The organism is Streptomyces sp. A0592, assembly GCF_004795115.1.
GTDB lineage: Bacteria > Actinomycetota > Actinomycetes > Streptomycetales > Streptomycetaceae > Streptomyces > Streptomyces erythrochromogenes.
The window spans coordinates 15,127-28,416 of the sequence record NZ_SSBM01000022.1 but is presented as its reverse complement, the minus strand read 5'-3'; the positions used below and the strand labels follow the sequence as shown (position 1 = coordinate 28,416).

The following is a 13,290-nucleotide window of genomic DNA, read 5'->3' as shown; positions in this document are numbered from 1 at the left end:
GAGTGGGGGTCAGTCTGGCGTGGCCGGAATCGGTACGGCAATCGAAAGCGTGGATCTGCCCCTGCCGCTTTGTGCTGCGGTCGCCGAACAAGCCGGGCGCGCCCGCTTCGGCACCCTGCGGCCGGGCGCCGCCGGTCACCGACTTCCTCAGCGGTCCTGCGGTGCGCTGAGGAACGCGAGGCGGGCCGGCTTGGCCGGAAGGTAGATCTCGGGCAGGTCGATCTCCGGGAGCACGACCGCCGGGCCGAGGACGAACCCGGTGCGCTCCAGCCGTGCGATGGCCTTGGTGTTGCGGGCGTCCGGCTCGGCGACCACGCGCCGGGTGGCCGGGTCGGAGAACACGAAGGAGAAGAACGCCTCCATCAGGCTCGCGCTGAAGCCGGGCTGCGGGGTGCCCTCGCCGGGGCTGATCAGCAGGTGCACGCCGACGTCGCCGGGCAGCGCGTCGTAGCACTCGCTGACCCGGTCCTCGGCGCATTCGTACGTCTGGAACAGGGCGACCGGCTCGCCCTCGCGGGCCACGATGAAGGCGTGGTGGGTGGTGCGGCGGTCGACGTCCTCGTAGATCTCCCGGACCAGTTCGCGACTGGCCTCGCCCATGCCCCAGAAGCGGGCCCGCTCCTGCGTGACCCAGCCGTGGATCAGGCCGGCGTCGGCGGCCGGGTCGACCGGGGTGATGGTGACGGTGCCGAAGCCCTCGACGAGGTGCGTGTAGACGGGCTGGCGGGGGGAAACGGCGGAGGTCATATCGATTCCTTGGTGAGCCGGGTCCAGTCGGTGATGACGGGGACGAGTTCGCAGCGTGCCCACAGGGGGAGCTGGTCGCGGTGGTGGGGGGTTCCGGTGACGCCGTCCGCACCCAGCGGGACGGCCCAGAGGCTGTCCTCGCGGCGGGCCAGGTCCCAGACGTAACGGGCTGCCGACGCGCGGGCGGTGAGGTCGGTGAAGCCGGGCACGCAGGAGGTGGCGTTCACGCAGTCGTGGTCGCCGCCGAGGCCGGGCCACTCGGGGGCGTCCGGGTCGGGGACCGCCTGCCACGGGGTCAGCCGGTGGACCTCCGACCACGGGGTGTCGGGTGAGCCCGCCGCGGCCGTCTCCTCCAGGGCGGCGCGGACGTGCGCCGCACGGTCCAGCTCCGGCACCAGGGACGTGGTGAGCAGGCCTTCGAGCGCGTAACCGATCTTGGGAACCAGGTACAGCCACGGGTGGAACACCGCCGGTCCGGCGGGCGCCCCCGCCAGGTCCGCGAAGACGGGGTCGGCGGCGAGCCGCCGTACGGCCGCGGTCCGGAAGGCGGAGAAGGCGGTGGCGTCGGTGCTGTCGGCCTCCATGCGCCGGTCCCAGGCCAGCAGCCGGGTGCGCAGCTCCCGCGCGGCCGGCGTCAGGTCCTCGAAGCCGGGGAGCAGGGCGAGCAGGGGCTCGGCCGAGGCCAGGTACGTATCCCGGTGTACGTCGGCCATCGCCTTCGGGGACCAGTCCGCGGAGCCGCTGAGCAGCTCGCGGATGCGGTCGGCGCGGTGCGGCGGTGCGAACTCCACGCCGAGCGGGGCTGCGATGCCGCGCGCGTTCGCCATGACGGCGAAGCCCTGGACGGGCTCGGCGGGGGTCGGTGCCCAGCCCTGCCAGAGGTGCTCCGGCTCCCACGCGGGCACGGGGCGCAGCCGGTTGGTGCCGTGGCGCAGCGGCACGGCGCCCGCGACGCGGTGCAGCAGGCCGCCTTCGGTGTCGGCGGCGTGGACGACGTTGACCGGCTCGGCCCAGCCGTCGAGGGCGCGGTCGATGTCGGCGACGGTGCGGGCGCGCAGCAGGGCGGGGAGTGCGGCGAAGCCGAGGTCGCGGCGGACGCGGGGCGGGTAGCGCAGGGAGAGGGTCTGGGTGCTGCCGTCGGCGCTGCTCGCGGAGGCGGCGGCGCCGTCGGTGTCGGCGTCGGTGTCGCTGTCGAGGTCGCCGTCCGCGCGCACGATCACCGGGCCGCGGGCGGTCTCCAGGATCTCCACCTCGACGTCGTCGCCGCCCGCCACGGAGATGGTCTCCGTGTGGCGCGCCACGGCCTCCCAGACCCCGTCCGGGCCGAGCGCCTCGACGCCGCCGTCGGCGCCGCGGCGCAGCCGCTCGACGTACAGGTCCTGGTAGTCGGACATCGCGTTGGTGATCGCCCAGGCGGCGGAGCCGGTGTGCCCGAAGTGGGCGAGGCCGGGCACCCCGGGGACGGCGAGGCCCAGGACGTCGTACTCCGGGCAGGCCAGGCGGATCTGCTGGTAGACGCCCGGGTCCTCGATGAAGCGGTGCGGGTCGCCCGCGATGATCGCCGCCCCGGTGGTGGTGCGGTCGCCCGGCACCATCCAGCCGTTGCTGCCCGCGATGCGGGGGCCGTCGGTGGCGAAGAGGGTGAGCGTCTCGTCGCCGAGGGCGCGGGCCACGCGCTCGCGCCACAGCTTGGTGGGGAAGCCGGCGAACAGGATGTGCGTGGCGACCCAGATCGCCAGCGGCACCCACGGCTCCCAGGGGGAGGGGGCGAGGCCGGTGCGGGCGAAGCGCTCGTCGCGGGCGGCGCCGTCGGCCAGGCCCTCGTTGACGCCGTCCACGTACGCGCGCACCCAGGCGGCGGTCGCGGGATCGTCGGCCTCCATGGCCTCGTAGCAGAGGCGCGCGGTGTCGGCGAGGCGGCTCTGGCGGGCGAAGCGGTCCCAGACGACGGAGTCCGGGCCCAGGAAGGAGGCGCTGGACCCTTCGGCGCGGTGTCGTTCGACCTCCAGCTGCCAGGCGCGGTCGAAAGCGGTGACGCGGCCCTGGGCGCGGGCGAGCCCGAGTTCGTCCGATGCGCGCAGGTGGGGGATGCCCCAGGGGTCGCGGAAGACGTCGTAGGATTCCGGGGACTGCCCGTGGGGCTCGTCCTGGGCGCCCGGGTACGACTCCGGGTCGCTCTCGCTGCTCACACTGCTCACGCTGCTCACACTCTTCCCCGACGTGCATTTAGGTTAGGCTGCCCTAACTATAAAGGTGTCAGGGGAGGGGTCGGACATGGCGGTCGGCAAGGGTTGGGAGGGCGTGGTCCTCAAGCTCCTGCGGGGCAAGGACTTCACGTTCACGGTGACCGGGGCGGAAGACGTCACGGAGCACTATCGCAGGGTGTACTTCACCGACGGCGGGCTGCTGGCCGCCGCCGGCGAATCGCTGCACCCGACGATGTGGGTGCGTGTCTGGTTCCAGAACGCGGACAAGCCGCACCAGCGCGCGTACACACTGGTCGACCCCGATCCCGAGGCCGGCACCTTCTGCTTCGAGTTCGCGCTCCACGACGGCGTCGCCAGCGCCTGGGCGCGGGGCGCCCAGCCGGGCGACACCATCGAGGCCACCGTCCAGGGCACCGGATTCACCGCCCCGGCTCCGGCGCCGGAGCGCCTGCTGGTCATCGGCGACCCCGCCTCCCTCCCGGCGATCAACTCGCTGCTGGACTCCTTCCCCGAGCTGCCCGCGACCATCTGGTTCGAGACCCAGCACACCTCCGACACGGAGCTGCCCGTACGCCTGGACGCGGACCGGCACGACCTCCGCCGGGTCCCGCGCGACGGTACGGCGCTGGCCGACCGGGTCCGGGCCGAGTTGCCGGAGCTGCTCGGGGACCCGGGATCCGCGTACGTCTGGCTGGCCTGCGACACGGCCACGACCCGCACCCTGACGGCCTACCTGCGCAAGGACCTCGGCCTGCCCAAGCAGCGGGTGAACGGCCTCGGTTACTGGCGGCCCGCCTAGTGCTGTGACCGGAAAGGTTCACCGTGTCGCGGCGCCCGGCACGGCACCTCGCCGCGTTGTCGGACCACGCACGTACGTCCGGTACGGGCCGTGGCCCTCCGCCTTGCGATCCACCGCACCGGACACCGCGCCCCGGCAAACCTTTCCGGCCACAGCACTAGACACGGCGGCCCGGGCGCACAGCTTGCGCGCAGGCCCGGGCGTACGGCCGAATCCCGGTCACGCCCCCTATGCCCCGGTAGCGCCGTCGATCGCCTCGCGCAGGAAATCGGCGTGGCCGTTGTGGCGGGCGTACTCGTGGATGAGGTGCAGCATGACCAGGCGCAGCGAGGCCTCCTCCTCCCAGCGCGGCACGTACGCCGTCACCTCCAGGGACTCGGCGGCCGCCTCGATGCGGCGGGCGTGCGCCACCTCCTCCTGCCAGGCGGTGAACGCCTCGGCGCGGTCGGAGCCGGAGGCATGGTAGGCGGCCTGGAAGTCGTGGCTGTCCGACCACAGGTGGGGGAGTTCCTCGCCGCCGACGACCCGGCGGAACCAGTGCCGTTCCACCTCGGCCATGTGCCGGACGAGGCCCAGCAGGGACAGGGTGGACGGCGGCATCGAGGCGCGGCGCAGCTGTTCGTCGGTGAGGCCCTCGCACTTCAGGGCGAGGGTGGCCCGGTGGTAGTCGAGGTAGGCCCGGAGGGTTTCGCGTTCGCCCCCGGTCAGGGGCGGGCTGGTGCGTTCCATGCCGGCGATCCTGCCCGTCGGCCCCCGTGCCGCGGAACCCCCTGCCCGCCCGCGGGGTGGGCCGGGCCGGATCGCCCGCGCGTTTTCAGTCCGTGTCCGGGCCGGGCCGCGTCCAGATGTACGGAACCGTCACGCCCATCACCCCGAAGCCCAGTCGCTCCAGGATCGGGCGGCTGTCGTCCGAGGCGTCCACCTGCAGGTACGGGATGCCGAGCTGCGCCGCCAGGCGGGCGCGGTGCGCGACCAGCAGGCGGTATATGCCCCGGCCGCGCCACTGCGGGACCGTGCCGCCGCCCCACAGGCCCGCGAAGGCCGTACCCGGCAGCATCTCCATCCGGGCCGCGCTGACCGGGGTGTCGCCCGCCATCGCGACCACCGCGGCGATGGTCTCCGGCTCGTCGCGCAGTCGGCTCAGCAGGGCCTCCCGGATCCGGGGCCGCTCCGTGCCGAAGGCCCCCGCGTGGACCCGCATCATCAGGTCGACGCCGGCCTCGTCCGCCACCACCCGCAGGGTGATTTCCTCCGGCGGCTCCACCGGCAGCTGCGCGAGCTCGGCCACCCGGCCCACCATCAGCGTCTCCGGCGGCTCCGCTACGAAGCCCGCGGCCCGCAGCCGGTCCCCGAGGTCCGCCGGCCGGTCGTGCTCGTACAGCTTCCACTCGAAGTCCGGACAGCCCTGCTCCGCGAAGAACGCCACCTGCGCCGCGATCTGCGCATCCGCCGTCTGCTCGTCGAGGTCAGACCAGAGGACGCCGTTCCACCCGAGGCCGGGCACGCTCTGCCGGACGACCCCGCCCACCCGCTCCACGAGGGCGTCCGCGCCGTCCGGTCGGGCATCCTCGCGGACCTCGGCGTCGTAGCGGGCGCGCACCTTCAGCAGCTCATCAGGATCCATCGTCATCCGCCCAGCTCACCAGTGTCCGGTCGGCCCGCACAACTGCATTAGCCTCACCGGCGTGAACGACGACCTCACCATCTATACCGGCAAGGCCGCCCCCGACGCCGCCGCAGACCGCGGCTGGCTCCTCGGCCACTTCAAGGACCCGGCCGATCCCCGCCACAGCGAGGACGTGGAGATCAAATGGGGCGTCCACGCCCAGGGCGACGAACGCGAGCGCTGGGCGACCGCCGAGAAGCGCACCGCCCTGCTGGTCCTGATCAGCGGACGCTTCCGGCTGGAGTTCCCGGGGCGGACCGTCGTCCTCGCCGAACAGGGCGACTACGTGCTCTGGGGCCGCGGCGTCGACCACTCCTGGTACGCGGAGGAGGACGCGGTCGTCCTCACCGTCCGCTGGCCCTCGATCCCCGGCTACCGGGTGGACGAGCCCGAGGACCGCACCGACGCCCTGTCCGCGGACACCTCCGGCCGGCCCCCTGCCGACATCTGAGTTCCCGCGCACCTCCCGGCCCCCCTGTGATGATGCACACGAAAAGGGCCAACGATCACGAAACGCTGGGATCGTGCAGGTAGCAGACCATCTGGGCCGAACCGCGGGGCGATCCCCCGGGCTTCGGCCGGGCCTTCACGAGTTCACGCGTTCTTTGCGACGGGCTGTCTCCCGGTAAAGATCCGAACCCACCAGGGAGCACGTCCGTTGGCAGTCTTCGCGCGGTGGTGCATGCGCCACCGCCTCCTCGCCGTCCTGATCTGGCTGCTCGCCCTCGGCGGGACCGCGGCTGCCGCAGTGACCGCCGGAGCGGCGTTCTCCAACAACTACGAGGTCCCCGGCACCGAGTCCGGCAGAGCGAACGACCTCCTGCGCGAAGGCTTCCACGGCCAGGGCGGCGACACCGACACCATCGTCTGGCGGGCCCCGGAGCATCAGAGCGCGCGCACCCCGGACATCGAGCAGCGCATGACCCGGGCGCTCGACGCCGTCGCCGCACTGCCCGGTGTCGGATCGGTCGCAGGCCCCTACGGCCCCGGCCCCGAGAGCGCCGCACGCATCAGCCCCGACGGACGCACCGCCTACGCCGTCGTGACCTTCGACCAGCCGGCCGACTCCGTACCCAAGGGCCAGGCCGCGGCGGTCGTCGACACCGCGAAGAACCCCACCACCGAGGCCGGCGGACTCCAGGTCGAGCTGGGCGGCCGCGCCATCCAGCTCACCGAGGCCCCCACCGCGCACCTCGCCGAGGTCATAGGCGTGGCCGTCGCGGCCCTCGTCCTCTACCTGGCCTTCGGCTCCCTCGCCGCGAGCCTGCTCCCGATCGCGACCGCCCTCGTCAGCGTAGGCACCGCCTATTTCGGCATCACCCTGCTCGGGCACGCGATGCCGGTCGCCGACTTCGCCCCCATGCTCGGCACCCTCGTCGGTCTCGGCGTCGGCATCGACTACGCGCTGTTCATCGTCACTCGGCACCGCAAGGGCCTCGCACGGGGCCTCCCGGTGGAGGAAGCGGCGGCCGGAGCCGTCGCCACCACCGGCCGGGCCGTCGTCTTCGCCGGCGCCACCGTCTGCATCGCACTGCTCGGCATGCTGGTGCTGCGGCTGAACTTCCTCAACGGCGTCGCCATAGCCGCGTGCGTGACGGTCGTCCTGACCGTCGCCGCCTCGGTCACCCTGCTGCCCGCCCTCCTGTCCTGCATAGGCATGCGCGCCCTCTCCGGCCGTGAACGCCGAAGGCTCGCCGCCGAGGGCCCGCAGCCCGAGCGCACCTCCGGCTTCGCCGCCCGCTGGTCCGCCTTCGTGGAGCGCCACCCCAAGCTGCTCGGTGCCGTCGCCACCGCCGTCATGGTGGTACTGGCCGTGCCCACCCTCTCCCTCCACCTGGGCACCTCCGACCAGGGCAACAACCCCGCCGGCTCCACCACCCGGCAGGCCTACGACCTGCTCGCGGAGGGCTTCGGACCCGGCGCGAACGGCCCGCTCGCCGTCGTCGCCCGCCTGGACGGAGCAGGGGACCGGCTCGCGGTGGACCAGCTGGAGCAGGCGCTCCGCACGACGCCGGGCGTCGCCTCCACCGGCCCCGCCGTCTTCAACCGCAGCGGCGACACGGCCGTCCTGACCGTCGTACCGGACTCCGCCCCGCAGTCCAGGGCCACGAGCGACCTCGTCGACACGCTCCGCCAGGACGTCATTCCGCGCGCCGGCCAGGGCAACTCCATGGAGGTCCACGTCGGCGGTGTGACGGCCGCCTACGACGACTTCGCCGAGGTCATCGTCGGGAAGCTGCCGCTCTTCGTCTCCGTGGTCATCGCCCTCGGCTGCCTGCTCCTGCTGCTGGCCTTCCGGTCCATCGGCATCCCGCTGAAGGCGGCGGCCATGAACGTCGCCGCTGTCGCCTCCTCCTTCGGCGTCGTGGTCGCGATCTTCCAGTGGGGCTGGGGCAGCGAACGGCTGGGCCTGGGCAGCGCCGGCCCCATCGAGCCCTTCCTGCCCGTGATCATGGTGTCCGTCCTGTTCGGACTGTCCATGGACTACCAGGTCTTCCTCGTCAGCCGGATGTACGAGGAGTGGCTGGAGACCGGAGACAACCGGCGGGCCGTACGCGTCGGCCTCGCCGAGACCAGCCGGGTCATCAACTCGGCGGCCGTCATCATGATCTCCGTCTTCCTCGCCTTCGTGCTCAGCGGCGACCGGATCATCGCGATGTTCGGCATCGCGCTCGCCGCGGCCGTCGCCCTCGACGCCTTCGTGCTGCGCACCCTGCTCGTCCCGGCACTGATGCACATGCTCGGCGGCGCCAACTGGTGGCTGCCCGCCTGGCTCGACCGGAGGCTGCCCCGGATCAGCATCGAGCCCCCCGAACACCGGCCGCATGCGAAACTTCCGGCACAGCGGTCCGGCGAGGTCCTCACCACGAGCGAGGACGACGCCGAGCCCGCCACCGCCTCCCGGTGATCCGGCCCACCGCCGCACGAGACCCAAGGAAGAAGCCGCATGTTCTCCATAGACCTCGCCGAAGGCGCCCAGCTGTTCCCGCTGGAGGCCCGGCATGCCGAGGAGTTCTTCGCGCACATCGAACGCGGACGCGAGTACATCGGCCAGTACGTCGGCTTCCCGGACCGCTCCCCGGACGTCGACTCCGCCAGGGCCTTCCTGGCCAAGTACGCCGTGAAGGCCGGTGAGGACGGCGCCCGCTTCTTCGGTATCCGCCTCGACGGCACCCTGGTGGGCGGCGTCCTCTTCCCCAACTTCGACGCCGACGGCGGGAACTGCGAGATCGGCTGCTGGCTGGAGCCCACCGCGGCCGGCCGCGGCCTGGTGACCAAGGCCTGCCAGGTCCTGATCGACTACGCCTTCGGCGAGCGCGGCATGCACCGTGTCGAGTGGCACGCCGCCACCGGCAACAAGAAGAGCCTCGCCGTCGCCGAACGCCTCGGCATGACCCGCGAGGGCGTCATGAGGGAGAACTACCTCCACCGCGGCGTCCGCCAGGACACCGAGGTCTGGTCGATCCTCGCCCACGAGTGGTCGGCCGCCCGCACCTCCTGAGGCACGCCGATCGGGCCCCGCCCGTCGCGGGGCCCGATACGGCCACGACCACCGGATTCTCAGAGAAATCTCAGACACGGCCCCTACGGTGCCCCGCATGGACACCACGAAGACCCCCGCCCCGAACGCCGCCGAGGCGGACACCCAGGTCGACCTCGAGAAGAGTGAGACCACCCAGGACGCCGCAGCCGAGGCCCAGGCCGACGCCGACCTGGCCGCAGCGACCGACGCCGACGCCGCGCTCACGGACGCCGACCTCGACGACGACTTCGCCGAGGACCGGGACGACGCGGAGCAGCCGAGCCACGTCGGCTCCGCGGCCTTCGCGATCGTCTCCGCCGGTCTTTCCGTCGTCGCCCTCAGCGGAAGCTGGGTCGCCGGCATCGTGTCCGAGCGCGCGAGCATCGCCGCCCGTCTGGAGCTGAGCCAGGCCGCCGACGCCAACGCGCAGATCGCCGCCCAGTTCGTCGACCCGTGGCACACCACCGCCATGGTCAACGGCGTCTTCTCGGCCCTCGCCCTGATCATCGCCACCTTCGTGCTGGCCCTTCCCGCCTTCAGCACCCCCGAGCGCACCCTCCCCACCTGGGTGCGGTCCGTCTCCTGGGCGGGCATCGGCCTCGGCGCCCTCGGCATCCTGCTCTTCGTCCTCATGTACTTCGACCTCCTCCTGGCCATCCCGAAGGCAGCCGCCTAGGCAGTGCCTTAGGGGGCCGCGGCCCGTCCCGCGCGATCCGCCCGGTACTAAGGCCCCCGGCACTGCACGGATGCGGCATGCGGCCGATGCGCCGGTACCCCCTGGGACGCGAATCTCGGATCACACCGAACGAGGTGCCGACAACCGCGACCAGGGAGTACGAGATGTTCGAGCACGAGATCGCCGCAGCCGCCCGCACCACCGACCTCCTCCGTGAGGCCGCCGCGTACCGGTTCGTCCGGGAAGCCCGGAAGGCGCGCCGCACCTCCATGCGCAGCCAGGAACCCCGAGGGCGGGTGACAGGATCCGGCGCCCGCGGCGCCCGCTCGGCGCCCCGGCCCGCGTGAACCGGCGAGCGATGCGGAGCGAACCCATATCGGGTGCCGCCGGCCGGGGCCTCTGTGCGATGCTCGGCGACGTGGAGACCAGATCTGTCAGCCCGGTGTTCGTCGGCCGCGCCGACGAACTGGCCGTACTCACCGACGCACTGACCCGCGCAGCGGACCGGGAACCGCAGGCCCTGCTCATCGGGGGAGAGGCCGGGGTCGGCAAGACCCGCCTCACCGAGGAGTTCCTCTGCGAGGCGGACCGGCTGGGAGCCGTCGTCGCCGTCGGCGGCTGTGTGGAGATAGGGGCGGAGGGACTTCCCTTCGCCCCCTTCTCGACGGCCCTGCGCACCCTGCACCGGCTGCTCCCCGAGGAACTGGCCGCCGCGGCCGCGGGCCAGGAGGACGAACTCGCCCGGATCCTCCCCGAACTCGGCGACACCCCCCGAGGCCCGCACGACGAGGAGAGCACCGCCCGGCTCTTCGAACTGACCGCCCGGATGCTGGAGCGGCTCGCCGCCGACCGCACCGTCGTCCTCGTCCTGGAGGACCTGCACTGGGCGGACACCTCCACCCGGCACCTGCTGTCCTACCTCTTCCGCACCCTCGGCAGCGGCCGGCTCGTCGTCGTCGCCACCTACCGCTCGGACGACGTCCACCGCCGCCACCCGCTGCGTCCGCTCCTCGCCGAACTCGACCGGCTCCGCACCGTCCGGAAGATCGAGCTGTCCCGCTTCAACCGCGCCGAGGTCCGCCGCCAGCTCGCCGGCATCCTCGCCGCGCAGCCCGACGAGGACTTCGTGGACACCGTCTTCGACCGATCCGACGGCAACGCCTTCTTCGTCGAGGAACTCGTCGCCTCCCGGGAGAGCGGCTGCCGCACCGGACTCACGGAATCCCTGCGCGACCTCCTCCTCGTCCGCGTCGAGGTCCTCCCCGACGAGACCCAGCGCCTGGTGCGGATCGTCGCCGAGGGCGGCTCCACCGTGGAGTACCCGCTGCTGCGCGCCGTCGCCGGACTCACCGAGGACGAACTGATCGAGGCGCTGAGGGCCGCGGTCGGAGCCAACATCCTGCTCGCCACCCCCGACGGCGACGGCTACCGCTTCCGGCACTCGCTGGTCCGCGAGGCCGTCAGCGACGACCTGCTGCCCGGCGAGCGCGCCCGCGTCAACCGCCGCTACGCCGAGGCGGTGGAGGCCGACGCCCATCTGATCCGCGCCGAGGAGCGGATCATCCGGCTGGCCAGCTACTGGTACACCGCGAACGACCCCGCCAAGGCACTGCCCGCCGTACTCGCCGCTTCGGTCGCGGCCCGCCGCCGCCACGCCTACTCCGAGCAGCTGAACCTGCTGGAGCGGGCGCTGGACCTGTGGGACAGCGCCCCGGAGGAGGTCCGCGAGGACCTTCGCCCGGCCGACTACGCCGACGTCTACCCGCCCTGCGGCTGCGACCCCGCGACCACCCCGCTCCAGCGCCTCGACCTGCTGGCCGAGGCGACCGTCGCGGCGCGCTACGGAGGGGAGCGCGAACGCGCCCTGAAGATCACGAAGACGGCGCTGCGCCTGCTGGAGGAGCACGCCGACCCGCTGCGCGCCGCGTGGTTCTGGACCGAACGCTCCCGCCTGGTCGCCTCCCTCGGCCGAGGCGACGGCTGGGAGGAGATAGCCAGGGCGCAGGAACTCGTCCGGGGGCTGCCCCCGTCCCAGGTGCACGCCGAGGTCCTGGTCCGGGCCGCGAGCTGGGGCATGCTCCACAAGCCGGGACCGGGCAACCTCGCCGCCGCCGAACGCGCCGTCGAGTACGCGCGGATGGTCGGCGCGGCCGAGACGGAGCTCAACGCCCGGATCACGGTCGGCGCGCTCCTCACCGACGCCGGCGACGGCCCCGGGGGCCTCGCCGAGATGCACGCGGTCCGGGAACGGGCCACTGAGCTCGGGCTGGCACTGCTGGCAGGACGTGCGCATATCAATCTCACCTCTCAGCTGGAAAGCCTGGGACGGTCCCACGAGGCCGTGGAACTGTGCGAACAAGGGGCCGAACTGGCCCGGAGGTCCCGGTTGCTGGACACCGAGGCCTGGGTCTTCGGGAACATGGCCGAGAGCCTCTACAGCCTCGGCCGCTGGGACGAGGCCGCCGAAGCGGCCCGGCGCACCCTGCAGGTCGGCCGGAGCGCAGCCCCGCGCGGCTCCGCCTCCGCGCGGCTCGGGTACCTCGCACTGGCCCGGGGCGAGTTGACCGAGGCGGCCCACCGGCTCGCCGCCGCCCACACCCACTTCGGCACGCACGAGACCCAGCCCCAGCACCGGATCCCGCTGCACCGCCTGGCGATCGGGATCGCCGCGGGGGAGGGCCGGATCGCCGACGTCCGCACCGGGACGGCCGCCGCCGTGGACCACGGCTTCCCGCTCGGACAGCACCGCTACGCCTGGCCCCTGCTGCTCGCGTCCGCCTCCGCCGAGGCGGACGCCCGAGGGCTGCCCGCCGCCGAGGCCGGTCGCGCGGCGGCCCTGGACGTGCTGCGCACCGCTGCCCGCACCCTCGCCACCCCGGTCCCGGTGTGGACCGCCCACGCCGAGTACCTGCGGGCCGAACTGCTGCGGGCCGAGGCCCGGGACACCGTCGCCGACTGGACCGCCGTGGAGGAGTCCGTCCGCGCGCTGGAGCGCCCGTACCTGCTGGCCCGGGCCCGCTACCGGCTCGCCGAGACCCTGCTGGCCGTCGGCGACCGGGAACCCGCGGCCGCTCTGCTCCGCGAGGCCCACGCCACGGCCGACCGGATCGGCTCACGCCGGCTGCGTGAGGACCTGGCCCTGCTCTCCCGGCGCGCCCGGATCCCGCTGACTGCCGACGACACACCCCCGGAAGCCCCCGAACCGGAGCCGGACCCGGCCGAGGCCCTCGGCCTGACCAGCCGCGAGCAGGACGTGCTGCGCCTGGTGGCGGCGGGGAGCACCAACCGAAGGATCGCCGAGGAGCTCTTCATCTCCCCGAAGACGGCGAGCGTGCACGTCTCGAACATCCTGGCCAAGCTGGGTGTCACCGGCCGCGGCGAGGCGGCCGCCCTCGCCCACCGGCTACGGCTCTTCAGCCCGCCCGGCCCGGTCGGCCCGCCCGGTGCGGGGCCGGTCAGTGATCGTCCGCGGGCTCCTCGTCCACGCGTATGAGCACCCTGCCGGAGTCGAGGTCTATCGGACCCCGTCCCGGGTCGTTGTCGCCCACGTCGGTCCGGGACAGCTCCAGCCGCTTCTTCTCTTCGTTCGTGTGCTTGCGTCCCGGGTTGAACAGCTCCTCGATCATGTTGAACACCGTCTCCACGCACCTTTCGCCCCCGGCCGGGAGCATG

Annotated in this window: 12 protein-coding genes; 7 read left to right on the top strand and 5 right to left on the bottom strand. The window is 73.1% G+C overall.

Translation table 11 applies throughout. The features are described 5' to 3' along the window. Positions 1-147 precede the first annotated feature (147 nt). Entirely contained in the window at positions 148-747 is a 600-nt protein-coding gene (locus E6U81_RS40030) for a GNAT family N-acetyltransferase (protein ID WP_168714747.1), read from the bottom strand. After that, positions 744-2,837 (bottom strand): penicillin acylase family protein, encoded by a 2,094-nt coding sequence (locus tag E6U81_RS26645; RefSeq protein WP_240804037.1) that lies wholly within the window; start codon positions 2,835-2,837, stop codon positions 744-746. The genes E6U81_RS40030 and E6U81_RS26645 overlap by 4 nt, the downstream gene beginning before the upstream one ends. A 184-nt stretch (positions 2,838-3,021) precedes the next feature. Here E6U81_RS26645 and E6U81_RS26640 point away from each other — a divergent pair, with 184 nt between their 5' ends. Then, entirely contained in the window at positions 3,022-3,753 is a 732-nt protein-coding gene (locus E6U81_RS26640) for a siderophore-interacting protein (RefSeq protein ID WP_136232613.1), read from the top strand. Between the two features lie 228 nt (positions 3,754-3,981). On the opposite strand, the gene E6U81_RS26635 is transcribed toward E6U81_RS26640, so the two are convergent. After that, positions 3,982-4,482 (bottom strand): DinB family protein, encoded by a 501-nt coding sequence (locus E6U81_RS26635; RefSeq protein ID WP_136232612.1) that lies wholly within the window; start codon positions 4,480-4,482, stop codon positions 3,982-3,984. 85 nt (positions 4,483-4,567) lie between these two features. Further along, a complete protein-coding gene (locus tag E6U81_RS26630) occupies positions 4,568-5,377 on the bottom strand; it encodes a GNAT family N-acetyltransferase (RefSeq protein WP_136232679.1) in 810 nt (269 codons plus the stop codon). A gap of 61 nt (positions 5,378-5,438) precedes the next feature. On the opposite strand from E6U81_RS26630, the gene E6U81_RS26625 reads away from it, so the two are divergent. The 6 genes from E6U81_RS26625 to E6U81_RS26600 all read left to right on the top strand — a co-directional run bounded on the left by E6U81_RS26625 (position 5,439) and on the right by E6U81_RS26600 (position 13,111). Next, a complete protein-coding gene (locus tag E6U81_RS26625) occupies positions 5,439-5,870 on the top strand; it encodes a signal peptidase I (RefSeq protein ID WP_240804033.1) in 432 nt (143 codons plus the stop codon). Positions 5,871-6,077: 207 nt separating this feature from the next. Then, positions 6,078-8,327, top strand: coding sequence for an MMPL family transporter (locus E6U81_RS26620; protein WP_136232611.1), 2,250 nt, complete (start codon positions 6,078-6,080; stop codon positions 8,325-8,327). 39 nt (positions 8,328-8,366) lie between these two features. After that, positions 8,367-8,921, top strand: coding sequence for a GNAT family protein (locus tag E6U81_RS26615; protein WP_136232610.1), 555 nt, complete (start codon positions 8,367-8,369; stop codon positions 8,919-8,921). Between the two features lie 97 nt (positions 8,922-9,018). After that, entirely contained in the window at positions 9,019-9,618 is a 600-nt protein-coding gene (locus E6U81_RS26610) for a hypothetical protein (protein ID WP_136232609.1), read from the top strand. Between the two features lie 134 nt (positions 9,619-9,752). Next, on the top strand, positions 9,753-9,965 hold the full coding sequence (locus E6U81_RS26605) for a hypothetical protein (protein ID WP_136232608.1): 213 nt from the start codon (positions 9,753-9,755) through the stop codon (positions 9,963-9,965). Between the two features lie 11 nt (positions 9,966-9,976). Next, positions 9,977-13,111, top strand: coding sequence for an AAA family ATPase (locus E6U81_RS26600; RefSeq protein ID WP_240804032.1), 3,135 nt, complete (start codon positions 9,977-9,979; stop codon positions 13,109-13,111). Here E6U81_RS26600 and E6U81_RS26595 read toward each other — a convergent pair. Then, positions 13,074-13,289: a DUF6191 domain-containing protein gene (locus tag E6U81_RS26595; RefSeq protein ID WP_346766173.1), complete on the bottom strand. Its 216-nt coding sequence runs from the start codon at positions 13,287-13,289 to the stop codon at positions 13,074-13,076. The two genes, E6U81_RS26600 and E6U81_RS26595, sit on opposite strands and share 38 nt — an antisense overlap. Between the last annotated feature and the right edge of the window lies 1 nt (position 13,290).

Bases quoted from the DNA above. Each gene is read 5' to 3' on its own strand.
- E6U81_RS40030 (WP_168714747.1), bottom strand. From the start codon at position 747: ATGACCTCCGCCGTTTCCCCCCGCCAGCCCGTCTACACGCACCTCGTC.
- E6U81_RS26640 (WP_136232613.1), top strand. From the start codon at position 3,022: ATGGCGGTCGGCAAGGGTTGGGAGGGCGTGGTCCTCAAGCTCCTGCGG.
- E6U81_RS26635 (WP_136232612.1), bottom strand. From the start codon at position 4,482: ATGGAACGCACCAGCCCGCCCCTGACCGGGGGCGAACGCGAAACCCTC.
- E6U81_RS26630 (WP_136232679.1), bottom strand. From the start codon at position 5,377: ATGGATCCTGATGAGCTGCTGAAGGTGCGCGCCCGCTACGACGCCGAG.
- E6U81_RS26615 (WP_136232610.1), top strand. From the start codon at position 8,367: ATGTTCTCCATAGACCTCGCCGAAGGCGCCCAGCTGTTCCCGCTGGAG.
- E6U81_RS26610 (WP_136232609.1), top strand. From the start codon at position 9,019: ATGGACACCACGAAGACCCCCGCCCCGAACGCCGCCGAGGCGGACACC.
- E6U81_RS26600 (WP_240804032.1), top strand. From the start codon at position 9,977: ATGCGGAGCGAACCCATATCGGGTGCCGCCGGCCGGGGCCTCTGTGCG.
- E6U81_RS26595 (WP_346766173.1), bottom strand. From the start codon at position 13,289: ATGCTCCCGGCCGGGGGCGAAAGGTGCGTGGAGACGGTGTTCAACATG.